This is a genomic window from Gilliamella sp. LMG 34359, assembly GCF_984569085.1.
Window position 1 is genome coordinate 252,419 of the sequence record NZ_OZ474906.1, and the last position, 23,667, is coordinate 276,085.

Annotated in this window: 19 protein-coding genes; 6 read left to right on the forward strand and 13 right to left on the reverse strand. The window is 35.8% G+C overall.

Annotated elements, in window-relative coordinates:
* Positions 1-37: 37 nt before the first annotated feature.
* A protein-coding gene (gene prfB / locus AC5LXV_RS01335) for a peptide chain release factor 2 (RefSeq protein ID WP_493467187.1) occupies positions 38-1,136 on the forward strand; the annotation gives its coding sequence in 2 pieces (ribosomal slippage) (positions 38-112 and positions 114-1,136; 1,098 coding nt in all).
* A gap of 25 nt (positions 1,137-1,161) precedes the next feature.
* Positions 1,162-2,676 (forward strand): lysine--tRNA ligase, encoded by a 1,515-nt coding sequence (gene lysS, locus AC5LXV_RS01340; protein ID WP_110432275.1) that lies wholly within the window; start codon positions 1,162-1,164, stop codon positions 2,674-2,676.
* Positions 2,677-3,358: 682 nt separating this feature from the next.
* Here the strand turns inward: lysS and AC5LXV_RS01345 are convergent.
* The 7 genes from AC5LXV_RS01345 to AC5LXV_RS01375 form a co-directional block, all read right to left on the reverse strand.
* Positions 3,359-4,639, reverse strand: a complete 1,281-nt coding sequence (locus AC5LXV_RS01345; protein WP_493467188.1) for a hypothetical protein — start codon at positions 4,637-4,639, stop codon at positions 3,359-3,361.
* A 1,422-nt stretch (positions 4,640-6,061) separates the two neighbouring features.
* Entirely contained in the window at positions 6,062-7,324 is a 1,263-nt protein-coding gene (locus tag AC5LXV_RS01350; protein ID WP_493467189.1) for a uracil-xanthine permease family protein, read from the reverse strand.
* Between the two features lie 95 nt (positions 7,325-7,419).
* Positions 7,420-8,046: a uracil phosphoribosyltransferase gene (gene upp / locus AC5LXV_RS01355; protein WP_034883276.1), complete on the reverse strand. Its 627-nt coding sequence runs from the start codon at positions 8,044-8,046 to the stop codon at positions 7,420-7,422.
* Positions 8,047-8,197: 151 nt separating this feature from the next.
* The gene (gene gntR / locus AC5LXV_RS01360; protein ID WP_110432273.1) at positions 8,198-9,196 is read right to left on the reverse strand and encodes a gluconate operon transcriptional repressor GntR; all 999 of its coding nucleotides are present in this window, start codon (positions 9,194-9,196) and stop codon (positions 8,198-8,200) included.
* Positions 9,193-9,882: a uracil-DNA glycosylase gene (ung, locus tag AC5LXV_RS01365; RefSeq protein WP_110432272.1), complete on the reverse strand. Its 690-nt coding sequence runs from the start codon at positions 9,880-9,882 to the stop codon at positions 9,193-9,195. Before ung ends, gntR begins: the two co-directional genes overlap by 4 nt.
* Positions 9,883-9,977: 95 nt before the next feature.
* Positions 9,978-11,117, reverse strand: a complete 1,140-nt coding sequence (gene bglB, locus AC5LXV_RS01370; protein ID WP_493467190.1) for a beta-galactosidase BglB — start codon at positions 11,115-11,117, stop codon at positions 9,978-9,980.
* A gap of 31 nt (positions 11,118-11,148) precedes the next feature.
* Positions 11,149-12,669, reverse strand: coding sequence for an MFS transporter (locus AC5LXV_RS01375; protein WP_110432344.1), 1,521 nt, complete (start codon positions 12,667-12,669; stop codon positions 11,149-11,151).
* Positions 12,670-12,915: 246 nt separating this feature from the next.
* Here AC5LXV_RS01375 and AC5LXV_RS01380 point away from each other — a divergent pair, with 246 nt between their 5' ends.
* Both AC5LXV_RS01380 and grcA read left to right on the forward strand, forming a co-directional pair.
* Positions 12,916-13,479, forward strand: a complete 564-nt coding sequence (locus AC5LXV_RS01380) for a DJ-1/PfpI family protein (RefSeq protein ID WP_493467191.1) — start codon at positions 12,916-12,918, stop codon at positions 13,477-13,479.
* 186 nt (positions 13,480-13,665) lie between these two features.
* The gene (gene grcA, locus AC5LXV_RS01385; RefSeq protein WP_110432270.1) at positions 13,666-14,049 is read left to right on the forward strand and encodes an autonomous glycyl radical cofactor GrcA; all 384 of its coding nucleotides are present in this window, start codon (positions 13,666-13,668) and stop codon (positions 14,047-14,049) included.
* A gap of 369 nt (positions 14,050-14,418) precedes the next feature.
* Here grcA and AC5LXV_RS01390 read toward each other — a convergent pair whose 3' ends face one another.
* A complete protein-coding gene (locus tag AC5LXV_RS01390) occupies positions 14,419-15,819 on the reverse strand; it encodes a PTS transporter subunit EIIC (protein ID WP_493467192.1) in 1,401 nt (466 codons plus the stop codon).
* Positions 15,820-16,086: 267 nt separating this feature from the next.
* Here AC5LXV_RS01390 and AC5LXV_RS01395 point away from each other — a divergent pair, with 267 nt between their 5' ends.
* A complete protein-coding gene (locus AC5LXV_RS01395; RefSeq protein WP_493467193.1) occupies positions 16,087-17,286 on the forward strand; it encodes an enolase C-terminal domain-like protein in 1,200 nt (399 codons plus the stop codon).
* Between the two features lie 54 nt (positions 17,287-17,340).
* Here AC5LXV_RS01395 and AC5LXV_RS01400 read toward each other — a convergent pair whose 3' ends face one another.
* The 5 genes from AC5LXV_RS01400 to dnaK form a co-directional block, all read right to left on the reverse strand.
* A complete protein-coding gene (locus tag AC5LXV_RS01400) occupies positions 17,341-18,063 on the reverse strand; it encodes a GntR family transcriptional regulator (protein ID WP_110422545.1) in 723 nt (240 codons plus the stop codon).
* A 229-nt stretch (positions 18,064-18,292) separates the two neighbouring features.
* The gene (locus AC5LXV_RS01405) at positions 18,293-18,928 is read right to left on the reverse strand and encodes a peroxiredoxin-like family protein (protein WP_110422404.1); all 636 of its coding nucleotides are present in this window, start codon (positions 18,926-18,928) and stop codon (positions 18,293-18,295) included.
* On the reverse strand, positions 18,925-19,422 hold the full coding sequence (locus AC5LXV_RS01410) for a MarR family winged helix-turn-helix transcriptional regulator (protein WP_493467194.1): 498 nt from the start codon (positions 19,420-19,422) through the stop codon (positions 18,925-18,927). The genes AC5LXV_RS01405 and AC5LXV_RS01410 overlap by 4 nt, the downstream gene beginning before the upstream one ends.
* Before the next feature lie 194 nt (positions 19,423-19,616).
* Positions 19,617-20,753 (reverse strand): molecular chaperone DnaJ, encoded by a 1,137-nt coding sequence (dnaJ, locus tag AC5LXV_RS01415; protein ID WP_493467195.1) that lies wholly within the window; start codon positions 20,751-20,753, stop codon positions 19,617-19,619.
* 125 nt (positions 20,754-20,878) lie between these two features.
* Positions 20,879-22,798: a molecular chaperone DnaK gene (dnaK, locus tag AC5LXV_RS01420; protein WP_493467196.1), complete on the reverse strand. Its 1,920-nt coding sequence runs from the start codon at positions 22,796-22,798 to the stop codon at positions 20,879-20,881.
* A gap of 230 nt (positions 22,799-23,028) precedes the next feature.
* Between dnaK and satP the strand changes: the two genes are divergently transcribed.
* Positions 23,029-23,607, forward strand: a complete 579-nt coding sequence (gene satP, locus AC5LXV_RS01425; protein ID WP_110432263.1) for an acetate uptake transporter — start codon at positions 23,029-23,031, stop codon at positions 23,605-23,607.
* The last annotated feature ends 60 nt before the right edge of the window (positions 23,608-23,667 follow it).

Sequence of the window (23,667 nt, forward strand, 5' to 3'; positions counted from 1 at the left end):
ATATACGATTAGTTAAAAATTTAAAATCTAACCAAACATGTTTGAAATTAATCCTATCAAATTGAAAATAGCCGAAATTACCGAACGCACGAATGTCATTCGGGGGTATCTTTGACTATGATCTCAAGAAAGAGCGTCTTGAGGAAGTCAATGCCGAATTAGAACAATCAGAAGTTTGGACCGATCCAGAAAAAGCTCAAGCGTTAGGTAAAGAACGCGTTACGCTTGAAGAGATCATCAATACCATCGACGCTTTAGACCAAGGTCTAGATGACGTTGAAGGTCTACTTGAACTTGCCATAGAAGCAGAAGATCAAGATACTTTTGACGAGGCCAATCAAGAATTAGAACAACTAGAAAAAAAACTAGCCGCTCTTGAATTCCGCCGCATGTTCTCCGGTGATTATGATAGTGCAGACTGTTATTTAGATATTCAATCAGGCTCAGGCGGCACTGAAGCACAAGATTGGGCTGAGATGCTACTTAGAATGTATTTACGTTGGGCTGAATCGAAAGGGTTTAGCACCGAAGTAATGGAAGTTTCAGACGGTGATGTGGCTGGTATAAAATCCGCCACAATTAAGGTTTCTGGCGATTATGCTTACGGTTGGTTACGCACTGAAACCGGTGTTCACCGCCTAGTACGTAAAAGTCCGTTTGATTCAGGTAACCGTCGGCATACCTCATTTGCATCAGTATTTGTCTACCCGGAAATTGATGATAATATTGATATCGATATTAATCCTGCTGATCTACGCATCGATGTTTATCGCGCATCGGGAGCCGGTGGTCAGCATGTTAATAAAACCGAATCTGCTGTACGTATTACCCATGTGCCAACGGGAATTGTGACGCAATGTCAAAATAACCGTTCGCAACATAGTAATAAAGATCAGGCGATGAAACAGTTAAAAGCAAAACTGTACGAGCTTGAAATGCAGAAGAAAAATGCCGAAAAACAACAAATGGAAGAAAACAAATCCGACATTGGTTGGGGCAGCCAAATTCGTTCGTATGTACTTGATGATTCACGAATCAAGGATTTACGCACTGGCGTTGAAACACGCAATACCCAAGCCGTTTTAGACGGTGATTTAGATCAATTTATTGAAGAAAGCTTAAAAGCCGGTTTATAACCGGTAAAAAATAAAAGGTAAAATTATGTCAACACAGCAAGAGCAACAAAACCATATTGAAGAGTTAAATAACGAGCTTACAATACGTCGTGAAAAGCTAGCTGCAATTCGCGAACAAGGCATTGCTTTCCCGAATGATTTCCGTCGTGACGCCATTTCAAGCGATCTTCATAAATTGTATGATGATAAAACTAACGAAGAGTTAATTGAAAATAAAATTATCGTAACCGTTGCAGGTCGAATGATGATGCGCCGGATTATGGGGAAAGCTTCATTTGTATCATTGCAAGATGTCACTGGGCAAATCCAACTTTATGTCACGCGTGATGATCTACCAGAAAATTACTACAATGAACAATTTAAAAAATGGGATCTTGGTGACATTGTTGGCGCTAAAGGTTACTTATTTAAAACCAAAACCGGTGAGCTATCCATTCATTGTGAAGAAATCCGCCTGCTTACTAAAGCATTACGCCCATTACCAGATAAATTCCACGGCTTAGCTGACCAAGAAATGCGTTATCGTCAACGTTACCTTGATTTAATTACTAATCAACAATCACGCGATACCTTTATTGCTCGCTCAAAAGTGGTAACTGAAATTCGTAACTTCATGTTAGAAAACCACTTTATGGAAGTCGAAACACCAATGATGCAAGTTATCCCTGGTGGGGCATCAGCTAAACCATTTATCACTCATCACAATGCGCTTGATCTAGATATGTACTTACGTATTGCACCAGAACTTTACTTAAAACGTTTAGTTGTTGGTGGATTTGAACGTGTTTTTGAAATCAACCGGAATTTCCGAAACGAAGGCGTATCGCCAAGACATAACCCAGAATTCACAATGATGGAAATGTACATGGCTTATGCCGATTATAAAGATTTGATCGTATTAACCGAAGCATTATTCCGCCGCTTAGCTATTGCCGTAACAGGAAATCCAGTAGTGCAATATGGCGAACACAGTTTTGACTTTGGTAAGCCTTTTATCAAAATGACTATGCGCGAAGCGATCTGCCATTATCGCCCTGAAACCAATAACGCCGATTTAGATGATTTTGATAAAGCGTGTGCAATTGCAAAATCAGTCGGTATCAAAGTTGAAAAAGGCTGGGGACTTGGTCGAGTAGTAACCGAAATTTTTGAAGAAGTTGCTGAAGCAAATCTTATCCAACCAACGTTTATTACCGAATATCCAGCGGAAGTATCACCACTTGCGCGTCGTAATGACGAAAACCCATTTGTCACAGATCGCTTTGAATTCTTCATCGGTGGTCGAGAAATTGGAAATGGGTTCTCAGAACTTAATGATGCCGAAGATCAGGCGCAACGTTTTGCCGATCAGGTATCGCAAAAAGATGCTGGTGATGACGAAGCAATGTTCTATGATGAAGATTACATCACTGCATTAGAACATGGCTTACCACCAACAGCAGGACTCGGAATTGGGATTGACCGAACCGTGATGTTATTTACCAATAGTCACACTATTCGTGATGTGATTTTATTCCCGACGATGCGACCAGTTAAATAGTCATTACTAATTTAATAAAACTCACTTATTTTTTAAATAAGTGAGTTTTTTAGTTTCACAAACCTCATTGCGCAACTTTCTTAAAATCCATTCAACGCTTAACACTACCACGCAATGACGTTTATGCCAGCATATATAGATTATGATGTTATTAGTAATAAATAATCATTAACTCCAATTGGTAAGTTAACATATGGATAGGAGAGTTTTTAGCAAAGTTGTTACTTACTGGCTAAATTAAGAAACTAGATATTGAATGACAAAAAACAGCATTGCGCAACTTTCTTAAAATCCATTCAACGCTTAACACTACCACGCAATGACGTTTATGCCAGCATATATAGATTATGATGTTATTAGTAATAAATAATCATTAACTCTAATTGGTAAATTAACATATGGATAGGAGAGTTTTTAGCAAAGTTGTTACTTATTGGCTAAATTAAGAAACTAGATATTGAACGATAAAAACGGCGTTTCTCAATTTTTTGCTATAAAAAAATTGCCTCAAAATAAACCTGAGTAGTTGGGGCTGGTGGTTGAGGCTAGGCTATAAATCACTTTTTATTATCCTTTTGGTCAGTTTGGTTGACTCTATGAGTCAACCATGTCTCTAGCAAACTTACTCTATTTTCTTGTCTATGTTGCTTAAACCTAACAATTAAGAACTAAGAAATAATTCCTAAGGATAGACACAAAGTCCATACGCAGGGAAATCATAATTGGATGTGTCAATAGAACCCCAAGGGTACACTCTATAACACTCCGACCGAGAACCCGGCTTATAACGATCCATATAATAATCGACCTCATCGTATTCGTCGTTACCATAGTGGGCATTTGGATAATGGTACATAAGGCCCCACTCTGAAAATAGTCCTGCGCCAATATTACGCTGTAAACTATAATTTTGTGAGGAAGGTAAAGCGCCTAAATTTATACCATTTTCCTCATAGTACGCGTTAGTTACATCATTTACCAACACCATACGGTATCCTATGCTATTACACCATGATTTAATTGAAGAACACTTAGCTTTTGCATCATATTCATCACCTTTAGTGATAAACCACTTCTTTAACTGGAAACCATACTTAACCACAGCATTGCCTTTGCTGTCTTTACCGACTAACTCGAAAGTTTGTGGTAATACTGGTTTAGGTAGATAACCCGGATTATCCGAAACCCATTGCGATGGTGTAGCTACCGGACCTGTTAACGTAACACGAACACTTTCTTTTGTTGAATTGGTCATAGTCGCAGTTATACCACTATGAGTAACTGGATCCCAAGAAAGAGCCTCTTTATTACCGGATATAATTAGGTCAAAGTATAAATTATTACTACCTGTAGTTGGAAAATTTAGGCCATATGATGAAGGATTATAAGACTGCGTCAGAAAACCGTAATCACGACTCCAAATGGAAGGAGGGCCAGCATATTCAGCTTCCCAACGATCGCTATCACCAGGCTTTAAAATTGGTTTAGCATAGCACACAGATGGTGGTACATCAGGGCTAACAACATATTGCACACGTAAATAATCCTTAAAACTATCACTTTTTGGAACACCATAACGTGTTTCTAATGTAACATCAGATATGATTAATTCTATATTATAAGGTGCTTTACAAATGTTAAGGACTTCATTACGTTGAACACCATTCCCATACCAATCACTTATATACAAATCTAATAAACCGTTAGCTGTAGCATCTCCATCATCATCCCCCCAATAATTATAAGGTGGGTTGATAAGTGTATTCATATCAATTTGGTATTCACCATACGCTTCAGGTTCGAATTGCTCAGCATCAATTGGCATTGTCATTGCAATATCGGCAAAACTATCACCTCCCGGTACCAAAATAGGGTTGAACTCATCATAATCTAAACTGTTAGAGGCGTTAAATTTTTTGCCATTCGAAAGGGTTATCTCAAGCAGATCTTCGAGGTTAGTCAAACGTGTGCGCCCCCCATCAATGGTAAAATAAGGCGCATTACCCTAGATAACATTCACAGTTTCAGCGGTTAACGCCTGACTAGAATAGGATGTCATCATTAGAGACAGGCCGAACGATAGTACTACAAGCATCGGTCGGGATAAAGAAGAGCGATGCAAGGATTGTAATAAATTTCGCAGAATTGCGTTCACTCTTGATAAAAAACATACCAAGCTAAAAGATGATCGTTGAAAGCTTAACTTTGACGAAGTTAAATTATAGATTGATATATCGGCTTTTTGAAAATTACAATGCATTTCGACATCCTGTCAAATAGGTTAATAGGTTAATAACTTATTTAAATTTTATATATTGATTAAGTTTTACTCGCAAATGCTAGATGATGTAAAAAATAGAGTGACTGAAAAAACATGAGGCAATATTTTTATGTTAAAAAAAGACCTCGGGGAGCGTAATATCGACGAATTTAAATTGTAGGCTACTCTTACGGCCTGTTGCAAATTATGGTACATCTTGACTTCCTGTCAAATTAAATTTTGATTTATACAAAATTTAAAATAAATTATGTTTATTTTTTATGTATTTACCTCTTAGTGGTATAAAAAGTATAGTGATTGAAAAAACACGATGCAATATTTTTGTTATTTTTAATTGTTAAATTTTGTAAAGGCAATAAAACAGGATCTAAACATCGATCGTCAAGTGCCGATTCTAATTACGAAAACCTCCAGTTACTTATCGTTAAAAAACAAACTATTTTGATGAAAAGAAATATTGTGTTAGAGGTTGCAATTAGTAGTTATCATTGGAAATCATAGCTGTTTTTTTAGGTGTTTCATTTTACTTTTTTGTTTCAATAAAGTTTTAATCATTTAATATATAGAATAACATTAAATTTTCCTTAATTAGCTCGCTCCGAAAAAAACATCGCGCAACTTTTTTTAAATCCATTCAACACTTAAAGTTATTACTCACTTAACTTTATGCCACAAAACACTAATTATGATGTTATTGATAAAAAATACGCATTAAATCCTATACCTAAATAAGCATATTGATAGGAGAGTTGTTAGCAAAATTGTTACTTGAAGACTAAATTAAGAAACTAAAGATTGAATGGCAAAAACAGCATTGTGCAACTTTCTTAAAATCTATTCAACGCATAAAGTTATTACTCACTTAACTTTATGCCACAAGACACTAATTATGATGTTATTGATAATAAATACACATTAAGTCCAATTAATAAAACAACATATTGATAAGAAACTTTTTATTAAAGTTGTTACTTACTGGCTAAAATTTGTTATTGCTAAACTAGATATTGAACGACAAAAACGGCATCGCGCAACTTTTTTGAGAAACGTCATCAACACTTTTAGCCGTTAATCAATTTAATGATTAACGGCCACTTGACTTGATTAGTCAGCTAATTTGGTTTTATGAGGTAAGATTAAATTTAACACAATCGCTAAAATTCCACATAAGCTTATACCTTGCAGTGCATAAGATCCAAAGTCAAAAATCATGCCACCAATACCAAATACTAGTACTAACGAGACAATACACATATTACGTGATACGGAAAGATCGACTTTGTGTTTGACTAAAATGTTAATGCCAACTGATGCAATGGAACCAAATAGTAAAACCATGATTCCCCCCATCACTACTGTAGGAATCGAACTTAAAAAGGCACCAATTTTACCTATGAAAGACATTAAGATTGCCCAGATTGCTGCCCATGTCATTACTTGTGTTTTGAAATTACGCGTTAAAGTTACCGCACCAATTACTTCAGCATAAGTTATACAAGGAGGTCCCCCTAAAAATCCAGCCGTGCTTGTAGCTAGGCCATCGCCCAATAATGTTCGTTGTAAACCTGGGTCGCGAGTATAATCTTTACCGGTTACTGAGCCAATTGCCATAATGTCACCTACATGCTCGATGGTTGGCGCAATAACAATGGGTATCATATATAAAATAGCTTGCCATTGAAATTCAGGGAAGGTGAAATCGGGTGTTTTAAACCATGGTGCGTCAATTACCGGTTGAAAATTAACAATACCAAAAACACAAGAAAGCGCGTATCCAACCACAATACCGGCAATAATCGGTACCAATCTAAAAAAACCTTTTGCCCAGATAGCGACAATTAATGTCGTTAGTAAAGAGCCCATTGAGATAATAATAAGTTGGTAATTTTCGGCTTGAAGTCCACTGTTTTTACCCATGGCCATCCCAACAGCAACGGGCGCTAGTGATAATCCGATTACCATGATAATTGGTCCAGTGACTACCGGAGGTAAGATCCGGTCAATGACATTGTTACCATTAATTTTTACTAAAAAAGCAAAAAACATAAATACTAAGCCAGCTGCCACTAATCCACCTAAGGTTGCTGGTATTCCCCATTGCGCTACCCCAAAAGATATTGGAGCAATAAAAGCAAAAGAAGAAGCTAAAAATACCGGTACTTTTCCTTTAGTGGTGAGTTGAAATAGTAAAGTTCCCACCCCTGCGGTAAATAGTGCTACGTTTGGGTTTAATCCTGTTAGAAGTGGTACTAAAACTAAAGCGCCAAATGCGACAAATAGCATTTGTGCGCCGGTGAAAACATCTTGCCAAGATGGCTTTAATTGCGAAATATCTTTTTGTATCTCGTCATTGGTGTTTTTAGCCACGTTATCCTCTCTTATTGAACTTCATGTTTAATATAATTTCATTGTTAACTAACAGACATAAAAAAACCGGATAAACCGGTCTAAAATTTGAGATTTTATTTAGTGCCAAATATCTTGTCACCTGCATCGCCAAGTCCGGGCAAGATGTATCCTTTATCGTTTAATCGTTCATCGATTGATGCAGTATAAAGTTCAACATCTGGGTGAGCTTGTTCTAATACTTTAATACCTTCTGGCGCAGCCACTAAAACCAGTACTTTGATATTTTTACAACCAGCTTTTTTAAGCAGATCAATAGTAGCCACCATAGAGCCACCAGTAGCAAGCATTGGATCTACCACTAAAGCCATACGTTCTTCAATATCAGAAGTGAGTTTTTGGAAATAAGGAACAGGTTCGAGAGTTTCTTCGTTACGATAAAAACCAACAACACTAATTCTTGCACTCGGTATATGTTCTAAGACACCATCCATCATACCTAAACCAGCACGTAAAATAGGAACAACGGTAATTTTTTTCCCTTTGATGCGTTCGACTTCAACTGGTCCACACCAACCTTCAATCGTCACTTTTTCAGTCGGTAAGTCAGCTGTTGCTTCATAAGTCAGTAAACTGCCAACTTCACTGGCAAGGTCTCGGAAATCTTTTGTGCTAATGTCATGTTCACGCATTAAGCCAATTTTATGGCGAACTAGAGGGTGTTTTACTTCAACAATTTTCATTGGGGGGCCTCAGTGTTATTCTTTGATGATCTAATTAGTAGGTATAAATAACCACTGAGAGGTAATTATAGCAGAGATATCAAATCATGAAAACCAGAAATCCCAACAAAGCAGATCGTTAATCTAGACTTTTAAAAAAAGTCTTTATTTTTTATAAACTTTCACCCTCTAGATATGCAACAGGTAAGTCGATTACCTTTTGATCTATCTTTTCACCATTGATGCGTTTTAGGAGTAATTCGGCAGCAATGTTACCCATTTCTATTCTTGGCGTTTGTATGGAGGCTAATTTCGGATTCATATATTGGCCAATTTTGTGTCCATGGAATCCAACTATAGCTATCTGCTTAGGTATTTCAATACCAATACGTTGACATTCAAGTAATACGCCTATAGCTAAATCATCATTGGTACTAAAAATACCATCAACGCTTGGATTTTCTTCTAGAACTTGGTGTAAAAATCTTGCACCTAATTCATAGGATGAAGCTTCTTTTGTCGCTAATGTTTTTGGCGTTAATCCCGCCTCTTGCATAGCTTTTTCATAACCTTGCTGACGAATAATGCTTCGCTGATCTTGTCTGGCACTAAAGTAGACAATATTACGTCGCCCTTTATCTATCATGTGATGAATCATATTTTTGGTGACGGTGAAATTGTCAAAGCCAACAGCCATATCAATACAAGGTGAGACACTGTCCATAATTTCAACTACCGGTACGCCTGAAATTTCGATCATTTTAAGTGTGGCGGGATTATGTATTCTTTCGGTCAAAATTAGTCCATCAATATTGTAAGACAGTAATGAGCGAACCCGTAACTCTTCTTTATCGGCGCTGTATCCGGTATGCGTGATCATGGTTTGGTACCCTTTTACATCCGTGACCATTTCGATACCTTTTAAAATGTCGGCAAAAACTTGGTTGGTTAACGAGGGTAACACCACCCCAATAGCATAACTTTTAGCATTGGATAACATGTCTGGGGCTTTGTTAGGGATATAACCCAGTTTATCGATAGCCGATGAAATTTTTAATCGTAGTGCTTCCGATACAAGATTGGGATCTCGTAAAAAGCGACTTACTGTCATTTTGCTGATACCAAGTAAATTGGCGATTTCTTGTAAGCCTGGTCGACGTTTTTTATTCATTGCTTATTTTCCGGTAATCTTGGTTGCCAATCAATTGGCGTTTTACCATGTTGTAAAATAAAATTATTCGCTTTTGAGAAGTGTTTACATCCAAAAAATCCTCGATGAGCAGACAGTGGCGAAGGATGTACAGCGGTTAACACATGGTGTTTTTGACGATCAATAAATTGACCTTTTTTTTGCGCCGGAGAGCCCCAAAGTAAAAACACGACACCTTGCAAATGTTTATCGATCGCTTCAATAACATGATCAGTAAAGGTTTCCCAACCTAATTTGGCATGAGAATGAGCTTGTCCGGCCTCAACAGTTAAAACATTATTTAACAGTAATACCCCTTGGGTTGCCCAGTAACCTAAGTAACCATGATTTGGAATAGTAAAACCTTCAATATCGGTTGACAGCTCTTTATAGATGTTTAGTAATGATGGAGGCGGTTTAATTCCCGGTAAAACAGAGAAGGATAAACCATGAGCCTGATTTGGACCATGATAAGGATCTTGCCCTAAGATCACCACTTTGATGTTATTAAATGCAGTAAAACGAAAAGCATTAAACACATCGTGCTGAGGTGGATAAATAGTTTTACCTTCAGCACGTTGTGTGGCTACAAACTGCATTATATGTTGAAAATAGGGTTTCTCTTTTTCAGAGCCAATAACATCATTCCAGGTTAATTGATTACTCATAGTTTACCTTTACTATTATTTTATCTAACATTGAGATGATAATAATTATACCTAAAAATAATAATAAACCTAATGCTAATCAATGTTGAACCATGTTAAATAAAGACTCTTAAATATTCAGTTAAACATAAAATCGCCATAGATTGACCATATGGCATCGATGTTAACGGAATATTTTTATAATATTCTAAATTGCTACCCATTGCCGTTCCAAATGAAACATTTAACAGTGTTCCGTTATCGTCAATATTTGTCATTACACCTTTAATTGCTTTTTCTGCCATTAATGCATAATCTGCCGAGATATAACGTTTTCTTATTGATTTTAAAATACCATAGGCAAAGCCAGCGGTTGCCGATGTTTCTAAGTAAGAATCGGGATCATCTATAATGGTGTGCCATAATCCACTTTGATCTTGATATTTAGCAAGCGCTTCTATTTGCGCATTGAGTACTTCAATAAGTAATTTTCTAAAAGGATCATGTTGATCAAGATCAAGTAATTCAATAAATTCGGGAATGACAATTGTCAACCAACTATTTCCCCTTGCCCATCTTGCTTTAGCAAAATTATGGTTACCTTCAAATGTCCATCCATGAAACCAAAGCCCGGTTTGGCGATCCATTAAATATTGGATATGAATCAGTATTTGATAAATTGCTTCTTGTATATATTCAGGCTTATTAAGCAATTTACCAATCTTGGCGATAGATAATACACTCATCATGAGAGTATCATCCCAAAGTTGTTGGTGATTTTCATTGTTATAAACGATGTGTTGTAAGCCACCAAATTTGGTTCTTGGCATCTCATACATTACCCAATCAGCCCAACGCTCCAAATAAGGTAGGAAAACCGGGTTTTTGGTTTCTTCATACCGATAGGCTAAAGTTAAAAGTGGGCAAACGGTATTAACATTTTTGGTTGGTGTCCCTTCTGATAAACGCTGTATAAACCAATCGTCTATAATGTCGAGAGTCGGTTTATCACCGGTTTGTTGATAAAATTGATACATACCATAAAGTCCAATGCCATGAGTCCATTCCCAGCCATTCCACCCTTTGGTATCAATTACCCGCCCGTCATCTAATCGTAGTAGAAATTCACCGGTTTCATCTTTAATATTAATGAGATTATTAACAATTTTGTGAATCAGTTGTTTCAATTCAGAACGCGAAATTATATATTCTGGTTGGCAAAGTAATTTGCTATGTTTTACAGGAAATATCTGCATTTTTTACCTCTACTAAACATTAAAAACGAATTTATTTATTTTTATAACCTATATTATTATTTCCCCATAGTTGGGAAACCGGCATACCGGTTAACATTTCAACAACAGGTTTACCCTCATCACTAATTCGTTTTTCAGAACTAGAACCAATACCTTTTATATTATTAATTTCATTGATTAGAATTTTGTGAGTAGTTAAATTTAATTTAAATTTTAATGAAATTAAAAATCCTAATGAGAGCACAAAGATTGTTCCAATCACTAATAAAAATAAGATGGTTAGTGAAACTTGTTCAGGTTGTTGATTTTGACCACTAACAAAACCAGACCATTGTAAACACACACCAATCAACATTACCGCACCAGCTTGTGAAGCTTTACGAGTGAAGGTCATTACGCCAGCAAAAATACCTTCGCGACGTTTGCCAGTAATAATTTCATCAACATCGGAAATATAGGTATAGATATTCCAAGGAACGTAATTGATACCGCCTCGACCTAGGCCGGCAATGGCTGAGATAGTAACGAGTAAGGTATGAACGTGACTTAAGTTGTAATACCAAATGACGCCATACGAAAGGCAGCTTATACCGAAGATTGTGACCACAGCCCGGTAGGCTGGTGCGGGGCCATATTTGATGCATAATGGCATCATGCATAGTACAGCAACGAATTGTGTGATAGACATTGTTCCAATTAGCATTGAAGCCACGGTTGGTTCTTGTAATAGAACAAAAATTACATAATAGGTAAATACCGCATTAAAAACATCCTGAGCAATATATCCGCCCAAATACATACCTAAATGCTGTCTAAAGATTTTTATTTTGAACGTGGATAATAGTTCGATGACTAAATGGCGGATACTTTCTTTAAATGGTAATGAAGCAGCCAGTTGTTCGGCAAGTAATGCTTCGTTTGATTTAAGCTCATTTGGTCTTTCCCAAGTAAATAGGTATACCATGCAAAGAGCAAATGAACATAAGATTGAGAACACTAAGCTGGCATAAAAAAATGATATTGCGTTATCTTTTCCAAAATAGTTGAGCAAAATTCCCGGTAAGAATCCAGCTAATATTGCCGACAATTGTGCCATTGAAATTCTGGCACCAGAGAATTTGGTTTTTTGCTTAAAATCGTCGGTCATTTCAGGGACTAAGGTTTCGTAAGGAACAAGCACCATGGTGTATACCATGTCGAAGAAAAGATAGGTGATTAAGTAGTAGAGATAATTCATACCGGGCGCCCACATTACGCTATAGCTGAATATGAGAGGAATACCAAGCAATATGAAGAATTTACGACGTCCAAAACGTTTTCCTAATCGAGTTCGACCAAAGTTATCGGTTAAATAACCCATCAATGGACTAATCACCGCATCAAGAACCCTTGCGGCCGCGAAAATAAATGTGGCTTCAATTGGCGTTAGTCCACAAAAATTGGTATAAAAATACAATAACCATACAGCCGTCAATGCTGTTGTACCGGCACCTAAAAAATCACCCGCGCCATAGGCTAAGTAATTTTTTAATCCTATCACTCTCTTTTTCATATTTTCCCCACTCATTTTTTCCTTATTCCAAAAGATAAATAACTCCTTTAAGTACTGTGACTAGTCTATGGTGGGAACTTTCCTGAAACTTTAATATACCTGCCTACTTTCTATAAAAATGGCAAAATTTTGAAAGTCGATGTGATTTTGTTCACATATATTTTATTTTTATGAAATAAATTCTATTTTCAAAAAAAATTTATGAAACAATGATTCAAATTTCAACTGTTATTGTGAGTACTTATGATGAATGTCCCAAAAGTAGCCATTTTGTTAGCTGAAGGTTTTGAAGAGGCCGAAGCCATTATTATTTATGACGCACTTTGCCGAGTGAAAATAGATGTCGATCTATTAGCCTGCCAAGATGATATTAAGGTAAAGAGCTACCACGGTATTGAGATGAGAGCACATGCGTTACTTAAGAATAAACCAAACACACTTTATGATGCAGTGATTCTACCGGGTGGACCTGATGGTACGGTTAATTTGGGTAATAATGCCGATGTGATTGAGTTCATTAAACGCCATGATAAAGAATATAAGTGGATTTGCCCAATATGTTCAGCAGCAGCAAAAGTTTTAAGTAAGAATAATTTATTAAATGGTCGAAAATATGTCTGCTCTGGTGATTTATATAAAAACGTAGCAGACGGTATTTTTGTTGATCAGGATGTTGTCTGTGATGCCAATCTTTTTAGTGGTAAAGGATTAGGCATGGCATTTAAATTTGCTTTTACACTCGCAGAATTATTGAAATTAGATAAAAACGAGATTCGCTTTCAAGCCGATCATATTTATGTCAATTACTGAACCACTGATAATTCATAACGTTATTGGAATATTTTTATTTATATCGACAAGATCCTAAAAAGCTAATCAACGGTAAAACTTATTAGATTAATAGTTTTTTTTGACTTTAATCAAATATTCAAAGTGCTATATTAAGCTTAAATAGTTTAGGACAATAAGGTCCCAATCCATTAGGAGGATTTAAAAATGATTACAGGCATCCAAATTACTAAAGCTGACAACCAAGCACTACTTAACTCATTTTGGTTATTAGATGATTCAACAAAAGAGGCACGTTGCGTCGCTGCTAAATCAGTTTATAAAGAAGATCAAGTTGTACCAACAGCAGAACTTGGTCAAATCGAATATCGTGAAATTCCATTAGATATTGCTCCAACAATTAAAGTTGAAGGTGGTCAACATCTAAATGTAAACGTACTTCGTCGTGAAACTTTAGAAGATGCAGTACAACATCCAGAAAAATATCCACAATTAACTATTCGTGTTTCTGGTTATGCGGTACGTTTTAACTCACTAACAGCTGAACAACAACGCGACGTTATTGCTCGTACTTTCACAACTAAAATGTAATTTACATATTTTAAATATTTACGTAGTATAAGTTAGATTAACCCAGTAATTATACTGGGTTAATTTTTTTAATAGCGATAATTTTGTTCTTTTTCTCTTTCACTTTAACTTTCACTTTCGGTTATTTTCAACGCGTTATTTAAATATCCTTCAATTCAACCGGATGCTGAATAAAAAGTTTATCTATCAGCAATATTGCATTTAATTATTTCTTTAAATTTCTGGTTCATAAATATAATTTTTTAAAATCCCGCTTAGCGAACAATTTCCAATGTGATTTACATATTAAGTTAACATTTTTACAAGCATAGAGGCATTCTTAAAATTTTTAGCCTGTTCAAAACAGCCCACACACGATGGGCTGTTGCTTTATTCAGCCCGTTGTTTACCAACGAAAATATATGCCATGATGAAAGAGGAGCAAATTGATATTAATACGCCCAATATTGCGAAGATAAAGTAAGGACCAATATAAGCAGGTAAACTAAAGATACTCGATAGAATATAGCCATATAACCTTACCCCAAATAATGCAATGAAGGCTGAGGCAATCGCACTACCGGCAGTTGCAGCGATAAAAGCTTTTTTATACTTAGTTAATACTCCGAATAGTGCTGGCTCGGTGATACCTAATAATGCGGATACCGCGGCAGAAACAATCACTGTTTTTTCTTGTTTATTTTTCGCCTTAAAATACATAGCAGCAGTCGCTCCGGCAATTGCCATATTCGCCATAAACATCATCGGCATCAACATATCATAGCCTAATTCAGCAAAATTCTGCAGCGCTATCGGTGTCATCGCATGATGCATCCCGGTTAAAATAGCGACTGGTCGAATCGCGCCAACAATAGCGCCAGCAAATACGGCAGAAACATCAAATAATGAACGGATAAACAGCGCTAATAGTTTACCTAAATAGATACCTATAGGACCAATTACGCTAAGAGCCAATAAACCAGCAATAAATAAAGTTACCGTTGGTGTGAAAACTGTTTTTAGTACATTAGGCATAATTTTATCAACAAATCGATAGATATAACTTAATGCCAGAACCGAGAAGATAATAGGAATAACACTACCAGCATAGCTAAAAATCGATATTGGTATCATATCCAAAAAATAATAAAAACTGGCAGCATCAGGATTAGTTGCTAACAATTTTGCCGCATCAATTAAAGTTGGATACATCAAACACGCGGCGATAGCTGCGGCTAAATACTCATTAGTTTTAAATATTTTTGCTGCCGAAACCGCCAAAAAGAACGGTAAAAAGTAAAACACACCACTGGCGATTAAATCAATAATAATAACGGTATCACTGGTTTTAGGAACCACTTTTAACGCAATTAGGCCAGCAAGTAACCCTTTAATCATCCCTGCTCCAGCGATTGCCGGTACAATAGGACCAAAAACACCAGAGACAGTATCCATAAACAAAGAAACAATGCCTTTATGTTGTTTAACTGATTGTTTAACTGATTGTTTAACGGATTGTTTAGCTTGATCATTTACTGGTGTTTGTAATCCTATTTCATCAGCCAAAATGTCAAAATAAGCTTTAACTTGAGTGCCTACTACAATTTGGCATTGATCACTTTGAAATTGCGCAGCAATTACCCCAGAAATTTGTTTAATTTCATCCCAATTAACCTTGGTTTGATCTACTAAATCAAATCGTAAACGTGTCATACAATGCCAAGCATTTTTAATGTTTTCCTTACCGCCAATATTAGCAATAATTTTTTGAATACTTTCTTGTTTACTCATTAGAACCTCAATCGTCCTTAGAATTGGTTTATCTAAAATAATAGAAACTTTAAATTACCAATACAAGAATGAAAAATTTGATCTAGATCACAAAAAAAGCGGTTTTGACACTGAAATTTACTTTATTTTCCAATTGGTATGCTTTTTCTCAACAATTTTTATTTAAATTTGAACCAATAATTTTTCACCAATATTTTGCGCTTTACAGATGTGGAAAATATCGGTAATTATATAAAAAGAAAAAGTTTTAAAGAGGATACTAACCCTATGTTACCAACCCATATCACTGACATTGAATGTATCATTACTAAACCAGATAGACATAATCTTGTTAGCGTAATTATTTATACGGATAAAGAGGTAATCGGTTATGGCTGTGCAACTTTTCAACAGCGACCATTAGCCGTAAAAACCATTGTTGATGAATATTTAAAACCATTGCTCATTGGCCGAGATGCCAATCATATTGAAGATATTTGGCAGATGTTAATGGTTAATGCTTATTGGCGTAATGGGCCAATCATTAATAATGCTATTGCTGGTATTGATATGGCATTGTGGGATATCAAAGCTAAACTAGCGAATATGCCTCTTTATCAATTATTTGGTGGTAAATCAAAAGATGCGATAGAAGTGTATACCCATGCAACCGGTGAAACACTTTCAGAACTTTTTAAACAAGTTGACCAATGTATCAGCCAAGGTTATCGCCATATTCGTTGTCAATTAGGGTTTTACGGTGGCAAACCAGATGAATTGCATAGTCCACAACAGTCAAGTTGTGGGGCTTACTTTGATCAAGATCAGTATATGCAAAATACTTTAGAGATGTTTAAAAAGTTACGAGAAAAGTATGGCTATAAAATCCATTTTTTGCATGATGTACATGAAAGATTATTTCCTAATCAAGCCGTCGCTTTTGCAAAACAAGTTGAACAATATCAGCCCTATTTTATTGAGGATATTTTACCACCGAATCAAAACCAATGGTTGGATCAAATTCGTAGCCAAACTTCAGTTGCTTTGGCAACCGGTGAACTATTCAATAATCCATTAGAGTGGCAAGATCTGATTATTCAACGTAAAATTGATTTTATTCGTTGTCATGTTTCACAAATTGGCGGAATCACACCTGCTTTAAAATTAGCCGCATTTTGCCAACCATTTGGGGTAAGAGTTGCCTGGCATTGTCCACCAGATATGACACCAATTGCTGCAGCGGTAAATACTCATCTAAATATTCATTTGCATAATGCGGCAATTCAAGAATATATTCCTTATTCGACAAATACACAGGCAGTATTTCCAGGTATTATTGCCGCCAAGCAAGGCTATTTATATCCAATCGAGAAAGTAGGTATTGGTGTTACACTTAATAAAGCTGAGGCAAGTAAATATCCAGTGGTTTATCGACCACATGAATGGACTCAAAGCCGCTTACCTAATGGGGTCATACATACGCCATAAATCAGGTTTAATGAAAGTTTTTTAAACTAGTTTACACCAAGTTGATGGGTAAATTTACTTTTTATCATCAACTAATCTTAATTCAAAATTAGGTTTATTAAATGGTGTGATATAGGTACAAGTATAGTGAATATCAATAATTTCACTAATGGCATAAATTGCACCATTATTTAAAAAACAGCGATTGATAATTTTCATTGCAGGCATGCCTTTTTTGCATTTGAGTAATTCTGATTCCTGACGATTAATGGCAACAGCTTGATATTGCGTCAAATAATGGGATATTTCATAACCTTTACTTAATACATATTGTTGGATAGAGCTTTCAATGTTTTTTTGTTTTAGATCTGGAAAATATCGACAAGGTAACTTAGAAATCTCAATTTGGGTACCACGACCATCAACAAAACGAATACGATGAAACTCCCAAATATAATCATCGTCAATTAGATTAAAGGTCTGTTTCTCTTCTAACTGTGCATGTCTTTTACGAAATAAAATAAGTTTAGAGTTAATTTGATCGTAATGTTTTTCCGTCAGCGAATTATAAATTAATGGATTATTTTTAGCTTGTTGATTAATAAAAGCACCCGAACCTTTTTGAACCGAAATAATACCGATTTGCAGCAATTTTTCTAGTGCTTTACGTATTGTATGACGAGAGACGCCATAACTTTCTGCAAGCTCTCGTTCGGCAGGCAATTTTTGATTAGCAAAACTTAATTGCTGATAAATTCGCCCTAAAAGATCTTGAGCAATAAAATCTTTTTTCTTTATCTTCACAAGCTATTACCTTATAACTCACTCACCACAGAACAACAATATAATGTTACTGCTCATGCCTTTACGACTAAAATGTAAGTTTATACTTTTAATTAAATTTAATACAAAAAAGGATAATATTAAATATTATCCTTTTTTACATAACAGTAATAACTTTTTATATGGTTAAATAAATTTATATTACTAACTATGATTAATAGGCAGTTATGCTACTAGTTTTTCATTAGTTTAATACTTTTAGTAATTCAGATATATCAGCTCGTTCCATATAATTAGCATTAACATAAGCAAACTGAATCTTTTTATCCTGCCCAATTAAATAAGTTGCTGGTATTGGCAATGTATAACTATCATCATCATTAAAATCGAATAAATTAGCGCCTAAACTTTTATATAATTCTCGCATTTTTTCAGGTAATGTGAATACTAAACCAAATTGGTTAGCTATGTTGTTTTTAATATCTGATAGTATCGTTATCGACATCGATTTTTCTTTTTTTAACTGTCCACTAATTGAAGATTTCTGCGGTGAAATAGCAATGAAATGTGCATTTTTTTGCATCAATTTTAAGTTATTTTGAAAATGCTCCAATTCTTTTACACAAAACGGACACCAACTACCTCGAAAGAAACTAATGATTACCGGTTGAGTTTCCAGTAATTGGTATAAATTGATTTCTTCATTTTCAGTTGAGATTAATGAAAAGTCTGGTGCAATATCGCCACATCGTAAAGCATGACTTTCTAGTTTTTCACTTAGCATATCAGCTAGTGAGTTATCTAACATATTTAGTACATCGGGTGGTAATTGTGCTAATAGATCTTGTCTTAATATTTTTAAATCTTCAATTACTTTCATTTAATAATTTCCTTTTTTGATACATTTTCATGAATTTGGCTTAGTACTTTTCTGAATATAACAACATCACTATCAGATAAGTTATTAGTGATTTTTTCGATCCAAACACTGTGTTCGTTTAACGTTTCCGTTAATAAATCCATTCCTGTTGAGGTTAGACAAATGATTGAAATTCTTTTGTCATTTTCATCATTTCTCTTTGACACTAGCCCATCATTAATTAACGAGCTGGCAAGCGTGGTTGTCGAAGCTTTAGTTATTCCTAATAATTTGGCGATTTCTTGCAAAGATAATTCTTGATATTCTTTCAGTAAAACTAAAATAATTAATCTACTTTCTGAAAGATGATATTTATCAAGACGTTTAGCACACTCTATATCGATCAGATTAGCAACAGATAATAATGTAAAGCATGTTCTAATCTTTTCTAAATCAACCGTATTTTGTTTTTTCAAAATATTGCAAAAAGATAAATAGCGATTTTCGAGCTGCATGTATTATCCTCCAAATTAGTTAGCCCCCTTACTAATTAGATATATTAAAGACTATATGACTTAATGTCAAATTATGAATATTTAATAATAAAGGAAAAATTAAAGTTAACTGAAATGAAAAATATTAAGATATCAATAGAACAAAAAAATCGAGCCTTAATCATAAGGCTCGATTGTATAATCAATAACGAATGTTATCCAAAAAATTTCTTCACTTTATCAAGAAAGCTTTTTTCTTTCGGACTGTGTTTTGAGTTTTTATCGGATTTAAAACTGTCACCCAACTCTTTGAGTAACTCTTTTTGTTTGCCCGTTAAGTTTACTGGGGTTTCAACCACGACATGGCAATACAAATCACCTACTGTGCTACCACGTAATGATTTAATACCTTTTCCACGTAATCTAAACATCCTACCGGTTTGCGTTTCTGCCGGTATGGTTAAACTAACTTTACCATTTAGGGTTGGCACTTCAACTTCACCACCAAGGGATGCTAATACAATGTTAATTGGAATTTCACAATGTAAATTAGTACCATCTCGCTCAAAAATTGCATGTGGTTTTACTTGTACCTGAACATATAAATCACCCGCTGGTGCGCCATTAAGTCCTGCTTCACCCTCACCTGAAAGTCGAATACGGTTTCCTGTATCAACCCCGGCTGGAATAGTAACAGATAACGTTTTTGTTTTTTGGATTCGTCCTTCACCACGACATTTTTTACATGGGTTTTTAACGATTTTTCCACGACCGTGACAGGTTGGACACTCTTGCTGTACCGCAAAAAAGCCTTGCCGCATTTGGACGACACCAGCGCCATGACAAGTATCACAAGTTACCACATCAGATGATTTTTCAGTCCCTTGTCCATGACATACATCACAAGTTACCCAAGTTGGTACTTTGATCTCTTTAGTTACGCCACTTGCTGCTTCTTCTAGCGTTAAGGAGATATTGTATTGTAAGTCATTACCTCGTGACGCTGTTTGCCCTCGTCCTCGACCACCGCCGAAGAAATCACTGAAGATATCATCAAATGCCGAACCGCCACCAAAACCGCCAAAACCACCAAATCCTCCAGCACCAGCACCACCGTGTCCTTGTTCAAAAGCAGCGTGGCCATACTGATCATAAGCAGCTTTCTTTTGCGGATCGGTTAAGATTTCATAAGCTTCTTTGACTTCTTTAAATTTTGCTTCAGCTTCTGCTTTATTATCCTGATTTTTATCCGGATGATATTTCATGGCTAGGCGTTTGTAGGCTTTTTTTATCTCTGCTTCAGTGGCACTTTTACTTACGCCTAATGTTTCGTAATAATCTTTCTTCGCCATAATTAACCTTTACTTTAATCATTATATAAACAACTAAACGGGCTTGAGTTACCTCGCGCCCGTTTGATGTTTTACATGTTTAAAACTCGTTGCAATAACTCATTAAAAAACATATTAGTTAATGCTTATTTTTTCTCGTCATCAACTTCTTTGAAGTCGGCATCTACAACATCATCTTGCCCTGCAGCACTTCCGCTATTTGTTTGACCAGCAGATTGATCCGCTTGAGCTTGTTGTTGTGCTAACTCAAGTAATTTTTTTGACGCTTCCATTAATGCATTAATTTTAGCTTCAATCTCTGCTTTATCTTCACCACGGGCAGCATTTTCTAAATTACTTACTGCGCTTTCGATAGCGGTTTTATCATCAGCTGATAATTGATCGCCAGCTTCAGTCACTTGTTTACGAGTTGAGTGAACAAGGTGATCTGCTTGGTTACGAATTTGTGCTAATTCTTCAAACTTACGGTCAGCATCAGCATTTGCTTCTGCATCTCTTACCATTTTTTGGATCTCTTCTTCACTTAATCCTGAAGAAGCTTTAATGGTAATGTTTTGTTCACGACCAGTATTTTTATCTTTTGCAGATACATGCAAAATACCATCAGCGTCAATATCAAATGTTACTTCAATTTGTGGCATACCGCGTGGTGCAGGTTGAATACCATCTAGGGTAAATTGATCTAATGGTTTGTTATCACTTGCTCGTTTACGTTCACCTTGTAACACATGAATAGTTACCGCCGATTGATTATCTTCAGCTGTTGAGAACACTTGACTATGTTTAGTTGGGATAGTTGTGTTTTTCTCAATCAAGGTAGTCATGACACCACCCATGGTTTCGATACCTAATGATAATGGTGTTACGTCAAGTAATAATACGTCTTTAACATCACCACCTAATACACCACCTTGAACCGCAGCACCAACTGCAACTGCTTCGTCAGGGTTAACGTCTTTACGTGGCTCTTTGCCAAAGAAGTCAGCAACGGCTTTTTGTACCATTGGCATACGTGTTTGACCACCAACTAAGATGACATCTTTAATATCAGAAACAGAAAGACCTGCATCTTTTAATGCTGTTTTAACTGGTTCCATTGAACGTTTAACTAAATCTTCAACTAATGATTCAAGTTTTGCGCGAGTCACTTTGATATTTAAGTGTTTAGGTCCTGTTGCATCAGCAGTGATATAAGGTAAGTTAATATCAGTTTGTTGCGCTGATGATAATTCGATTTTCGCTTTTTCAGCCGCTTCTTTTAAACGTTGCATCGCAAGTGGATCATTTTTAAGATCGAAACCTTGTTCACGTTTAAATTCATCAACTAAGTAGTTAATTAAGCGTGAGTCAAAGTCTTCACCACCTAAGTGAGTATCACCATTAGTTGCTAATACTTCAAATGTTTTTTCACCGTCAACATCATCAATTTCGATAATTGAAATATCGAAAGTACCACCACCAAGGTCATATACTGCGATAGTGCGGTTACCCACATCTTTATCTAAACCATAAGCAAGTGCAGCAGCTGTTGGTTCGTTGATGATACGTTTTACATCTAAACCGGCAATGCGACCAGCATCTTTGGTTGCTTGACGTTGTGCGTCATTAAAGTAAGCAGGAACAGTAATAACTGCTTCAGTAACCGGTTCACCAAGATAATCTTCTGCGGTTTTTTTCATTTTCTTTAAAACTTCAGCAGAAATTTGTGGTGGCGCAATTTTTTGACCTTTAACATCAACCCAAGCATCGCCATTATCTGCTTTAACAATTTTATATGGCATAATACCAACATCACGTTGTACTTCAGCGTCTTCATAACGACGACCGATTAAACGTTTAATTGCAAATAATGTATTTTGTGGATTAGTTACTGCCTGACGTTTAGCTGGTTGACCAACTAGAATTTCGCCATCTTGTGTGTAAGCAATAATCGATGGGGTTGTGCGATCACCCTCGGCGTTTTCTAATACTTTTGCTTGGCCGTTATCCATTACTGCAACACATGAATTTGTTGTACCTAAGTCGATACCAATAATTTTACCCATAATCGTTTCTCCTCAAACCTGTATTTTATTCTCTGTATATAAGTCTTAAATATTCAATTTCAAGGCCTTATTTTGACAAAGATATGTAATTGTTTTCACATAGATGGGAACATTATTATTAATATCAAGGGGGCAAATAAAAATAATTTTTTTATAGACCTTGATTCCAATAATTTCACCTCTTATTATTGCAACCCATTTTTATTATTGTGTTTAAAAATAGGAATTTTATGCAACAAACTAAACTTGCCAATCCGGGACCATTGGGGCTTATGGGATTTGGTATGACAACAATTTTATTAAATATTCATAATGCAGGCTTTTTTTCAGTTACCACAGCCATCGTTGCTATGGGTATTTTTTATGGTGGACTGGCTCAAGTGATTGCCGGAATTTTAGAATTCCGTAAAGGCAATACCTTTGGCACCACAGCTTTTACTTCATATGGTTTTTTCTGGATAGCATTAGTCGGTATTTGGTATTTACCCACTTCATCAGCAACGGTAAACACTGATGCAACTTTTTTAGGTATTTTTCTAGCATTGTGGGGGATTTTTACCGCCTTTATGTTTATCGGTACTTTAAAAGCAAATCGTGCATTGCAATTTGTTTTTGCTAGCTTAACGGTTTTATTTGCTTTATTAGCAATCGGCAACATCTCTGGTAACCATGACATTATTCATATTGCCGGCTTTGAAGGGATTATTTGTGGTGGGAGTGCAATTTATCTTGCTATGGCTGAAGTGCTCAATGAGCAATACGGCCGTACAATTTTACCAATTGGCGCGGCAAAAGGCGCAGCACATTAAGCAATATCTTTTTGTGATAATAGCATTGTGAGCATTAAAAACGGGGAAATATCCCCGTTT

Excerpts from the sequence above, each read along its gene's own strand:
- lysS (WP_110432275.1), top strand. The coding sequence starts at position 1,162 with ATGTCAACACAGCAAGAGCAACAAAACCATATTGAAGAGTTAAATAAC.
- upp (WP_034883276.1), bottom strand. The coding sequence starts at position 8,046 with ATGAAAATTGTTGAAGTAAAACACCCTCTAGTTCGCCATAAAATTGGC.
- gntR (WP_110432273.1), bottom strand. The coding sequence starts at position 9,196 with ATGAATAAAAAACGTCGACCAGGCTTACAAGAAATCGCCAATTTACTT.
- ung (WP_110432272.1), bottom strand. The coding sequence starts at position 9,882 with ATGAGTAATCAATTAACCTGGAATGATGTTATTGGCTCTGAAAAAGAG.
- bglB (WP_493467190.1), bottom strand. The coding sequence starts at position 11,117 with ATGCAGATATTTCCTGTAAAACATAGCAAATTACTTTGCCAACCAGAA.
- AC5LXV_RS01375 (WP_110432344.1), bottom strand. The coding sequence starts at position 12,669 with ATGAAAAAGAGAGTGATAGGATTAAAAAATTACTTAGCCTATGGCGCG.
- AC5LXV_RS01380 (WP_493467191.1), top strand. The coding sequence starts at position 12,916 with ATGAATGTCCCAAAAGTAGCCATTTTGTTAGCTGAAGGTTTTGAAGAG.
- grcA (WP_110432270.1), top strand. The coding sequence starts at position 13,666 with ATGATTACAGGCATCCAAATTACTAAAGCTGACAACCAAGCACTACTT.
- AC5LXV_RS01390 (WP_493467192.1), bottom strand. The coding sequence starts at position 15,819 with ATGAGTAAACAAGAAAGTATTCAAAAAATTATTGCTAATATTGGCGGT.
- AC5LXV_RS01395 (WP_493467193.1), top strand. The coding sequence starts at position 16,087 with ATGTTACCAACCCATATCACTGACATTGAATGTATCATTACTAAACCA.
- AC5LXV_RS01405 (WP_110422404.1), bottom strand. The coding sequence starts at position 18,928 with ATGAAAGTAATTGAAGATTTAAAAATATTAAGACAAGATCTATTAGCA.
- AC5LXV_RS01410 (WP_493467194.1), bottom strand. The coding sequence starts at position 19,422 with ATGCAGCTCGAAAATCGCTATTTATCTTTTTGCAATATTTTGAAAAAA.
- dnaJ (WP_493467195.1), bottom strand. The coding sequence starts at position 20,753 with ATGGCGAAGAAAGATTATTACGAAACATTAGGCGTAAGTAAAAGTGCC.
- dnaK (WP_493467196.1), bottom strand. The coding sequence starts at position 22,798 with ATGGGTAAAATTATTGGTATCGACTTAGGTACAACAAATTCATGTGTT.
- satP (WP_110432263.1), top strand. The coding sequence starts at position 23,029 with ATGCAACAAACTAAACTTGCCAATCCGGGACCATTGGGGCTTATGGGA.